The organism is Mycobacterium palustre (assembly GCF_002101785.1).
GTDB lineage: Bacteria > Actinomycetota > Actinomycetes > Mycobacteriales > Mycobacteriaceae > Mycobacterium > Mycobacterium palustre.
The window spans coordinates 1-1,753 of the sequence record NZ_LQPJ01000036.1; the positions used below are offsets into that span (position 1 = coordinate 1).

Consider the following 1,753-nt stretch of genomic DNA (forward strand, 5'->3'; position numbering starts at 1 on the left):
AGCGGGTGTTGGCGGTGATGGTGGGTGAGCCGGGTCGGGTGTTGTCGTCGGTGGAGGTGGTTGATGGTGGTGAGCGGGGTCGGTTGGAGGGGTGGGGTAATCGGGCGGGGTTGAGTCGGCCGGTGGGGGTGCCGGTGTCGATTCCGGTGTTGTTTGGGGCGCAGGTGGCTCGTGCGCCGGAGGCGGTGGCGATTAGTGCTGGGGGGCGGTCGTGGACGTATCGGGAGGTGCGGGAGGCCGCGAATCGGTTGGCGCGGTGGTTGCGGGGTCGGGGTGTGGGGTCGGGGCAGCGGGTGGCGTTGTTGTTGCCGCGGTCGGGGGAGGCGATTGTGGCGATGTTGGCGGTGTTGAAGGCGGGGGCGGCGTATGTGCCGATTGATCCGGCGGTGCCTGAGGCGCGGTTGCGGTTTGTGTTGGAGGATGCCGCGCCCAGTGTGGTGGTGACGACGGCGGGGTTGCGGGCGCGGTTGGCCGGTTGTGATGCGGTGGTGGTTGATGTGGGGGATCCGGGGATTGGCGCTGAGGTGAGTGCGGCGTTGCCGGCGCCGGGCCCGGATGAGGTGGCGTATGTGATTTACACCTCGGGCACGACGGGCAGGCCTAAGGGGGTGGCGGTTGCGCATCGCAATGTGACGCGGTTGCTCGAAAGCGTGGATGCGGATTTGGAGTTGGCCGGTCAGGTGTGGTCGCAGTGTCATTCGCTGGCCTTTGATTTTTCGGTGTGGGAGATTTGGGGGGCGTTGCTGTATGGCGGGCGGGTGGTGGTGGTGCCCGATGCGGTGGTTCGTTCGCCCGAAGAGTTGCACGCGTTGTTGGTTGCCGAGCAGGTCAGTGTGTTGAGTCAGACCCCGTCGGCGTTTTATGCGTTGCAGGCTGCTGATGCGGCGTTGGCTGAGCCTGATCCGCGGTTGAAGTTGCAGGCGGTGGTGTTTGGTGGGGAGGCGTTGGAGCCGGCGCGGCTGCGGGGGTGGTTGGACAAGCATCGGGGTTTGCCGCGGCTGATCAATATGTATGGGATTACCGAGACGACGGTGCATGCGTCGTTTCGCGAGATTGGTGCCGGCGATGTTGAGGGTGTGGTCAGCCCGATTGGGGTGCCGTTGGCCCATCTGGGTTTTTTTGTGTTGGACGGCTGGTTGCGGGTGGTGCCGGCCGGTGTGGTGGGGGAGTTGTATGTGGCCGGCGCCGGGGTGGCCTATGGCTACATCGGGCGGGCGGGGTTGAGCGCGGCGCGGTTTGTGGCGTGTCCGTTCGGGCCGCCCGGGATGCGGATGTATCGGACCGGGGATTTGGTGTGCTGGGGTCCCGATGGGCAGCTGCGCTATGTGGGGCGCGCCGATGAGCAGGTCAAGATCCGCGGCTATCGCATCGAGCTCGGTGAAATCCGGGCGGCGTTGAACGATCTCGACGGGGTGGGGCAGGCGGTGGTGATCGCGCGCGAGGACCGCCCCGGTGACAAGCGTTTGGTGGGTTATGTGACCGGCAGCGCCGATCCGGGCCAGCTGCGCGCGGCGTTGGCCCAGCGGCTGCCCTCCTACATGGTGCCGGCCGCGGTGGTGGTGCTCGAGGCGCTGCCGCTGACGATCAACGGCAAGCTCGACACCCGGGCCCTGCCCGCCCCGGACTACCACGACACCGACCGGTACCGCGCCCCGGCCAACGCCGTCGAAGAACTCCTCGCCGGCATCTACGCCCAAGTCCTCGGCCTCGACCGCGTCGGCGCAAACGACTCCTTCTTCGAACTCGGCGTAGG

At 67.1% G+C, this 1,753-nt stretch carries 1 protein-coding gene; it reads left to right on the plus strand.

Going from position 1 to position 1,753, the window contains the following annotated elements; all coding sequences use genetic code 11:
- On the plus strand, positions 1-1,753 hold a 1,753-nt coding region (locus tag AWC19_RS03185; protein ID WP_142280939.1), incomplete at both ends, for a non-ribosomal peptide synthetase.